We start from the raw sequence: 2,227 nt of genomic DNA, 5'->3' as shown, positions 1-2,227 counted from the left end.
AATGGTCTGAGATATAATAGAATTTATTTCAATAGGTCCTTTGTATTCTTCCCTATTAACCTTGACTCGCCATTGATTAGCATCATCTAGGCCTATAAAGCTCAAGTTTTCTATCATAGTAGTACCGGGAGCTACACCTTTTTTTAGTGTAGAATAATGTATATTTTCTTCCAACTGAAAAGCATCAGGCATTTTTATATGGGCTTCAGTCAACTTTATGATGGCATAGCCTTTTACTTTGCCAGCATCAGCAGCCAATAGTATTAGATACTGTTCGGGCTCTGCTTTTATATTGTCTCCTGCCCTAAACTCTATACCCATAGTTTTACTATCTAGTTCAGGTATTTCAGGTTCGGCATCTTGGATTACATACATCCATGTAATGTTATTTCCGATAGAAGGACTTTCAGATAAAGCTTCAAATTTTGTAGTACCATCTTCATCGCCTTTTATAGGTCCTATATAGTTTCTATTTTCAGCAAGCAATATTGCAGCTGGATCCTTTATCATATCTTTACTTATTTCATCAAACAATATATATGCCTTTATTCTACCATCATCATCAGTAGCTAAAATCAACAATTGGTCTTCAACAGTTATTTCTATATCCCTTTCAGGAATATAATCCATACTTCCATCTAGGATATTGTTTAGCATTGGGGAAGGTAAATCCTTTCCTACCTTAAACATCCATTTAGTAGCATCTTCTATAGTATCTAAAGCCAATCCAATGACTTTAGTGGTTCCTGTTTTCGAGCCTTTTTCTAATTTAATACTTATATCGTCAATTTTAGGTGCTGTTAGTCCTTTCACCTGTCCATCTTCTAATTTGAATATCTTATATCCTTCAACTTTTCCATCCATGGCTGCTAATAATAATAAATACTGTCCTTGCTCTATTTTTATATTTTCATTAGTATTATATGGCGTACCTTCAATCCTACTGTGAATAATGGGAATTTTAGGCTTATCATTGGAAATTATATATTTCCATTCTGCATTTTCTTCCAATTCTAATTTAGTAAATCTTGTAGTACCATCTTCATCCCCAGGAACTGGACCTTCATAATGGATAGTTTGTTTTAGCAATATAGGTGGTTTAGACAAACTATCCTTTCCAATCTCAAATATCCTATAGCCTACTGCTTTATTCTCATCATCAACAGCTACGAGTACAATGTATTTCCTAAAACCTTCTACCAAATTATGCAACTCATCTTCATTGGCTACGGTTATTTCAGAATCAATATTATAATCAATAGGTTTATCTAACTTATCGCCTTTATATACTTTATCTATAGGAATGTTTGATACCATCACTTGCCATTTAGTAGCACCTTGTGGCAATTCATCTAATTCACTAATAATTATAGTTCCTGCGTTTACACTGCCGGGTTCTACTTTACCTACTTCAAGCTTTATCGCTTCTTCTTTAGGTGATTTTACCATATCATCTGTTATTTTTATATTGGCATAACCTTTAATTCTATTATTATTGTCTACAGCGTACAGAACTAAGTATTTGCCCACATCTACATATATATCATTACCTTTATTATAATTAACCCCATCACCAAGCAGAGTGTCTTTAGCCATTGGTGGTATTTTTTCATCTTTTATTTTAATCATCCATTTAGTAGCACCACTGGGAGTGTTCAACCTTTCAATCTTAGTAGTTTTTTCTTTAGTGCCTGGTTCTGGGGTAGAATAATGGGTACTTCCCAGAAGTATAGCGTTGGATGCGCCTTGATATTCTTCAATCCTACCTTTATCCTTGTCATCTATCTCATCAAAACCTGTAGCCATACTTTTTGTTAATTTATTTAGTTCTCCATCAATATAATCTTTATTATCAATTATATATTTTTCGATATCTTCAGGGTTTGTAATCCCTATATTATTAAGTATTTGTCCCAATTTTTCTACTTGTTTATCTTCTTCTTGGGCTATATTTACATATTTGTTATTATCAATTTCTCGATAAAATTTATTAGTATCAGCGCCAGCTAAAATATCCTGCAAAAGCTCATCAACATCTGCAGAACTATCTGCTTTATATATTTTTTTAAGACCAGTATGTATAATATCCCCTGGTGCTGCGTAGGCAAATGTACTGGTTGTAATTATAGCTAAAAAAAGTATAAAAGCCACAATTCTTTTTTGCAAAATAATCACCCTTTCTTATGATAATAAAACCCGAGATTCTTCGCTTACGCTCAGAATGACA

1 protein-coding gene is annotated in these 2,227 nt (G+C 33.1%); it reads right to left on the bottom strand.

Annotated features, from left to right (window positions below):
- The coding region (locus VK998_RS07430) for a hypothetical protein (RefSeq protein WP_325227154.1) at window positions 1-2,166 on the bottom strand (2,166 nt) is incomplete at its 3' end.
- Window positions 2,167-2,227: the final 61 nt, after the last annotated feature.

This window comes from Schnuerera sp., assembly GCF_035459645.1.
Lineage (GTDB): Bacteria > Bacillota > Clostridia > Tissierellales > Tepidimicrobiaceae > Schnuerera.
Note: the sequence above shows the minus strand (reverse complement) of the source record. Positions and strands in the feature narration are given on the sequence as shown.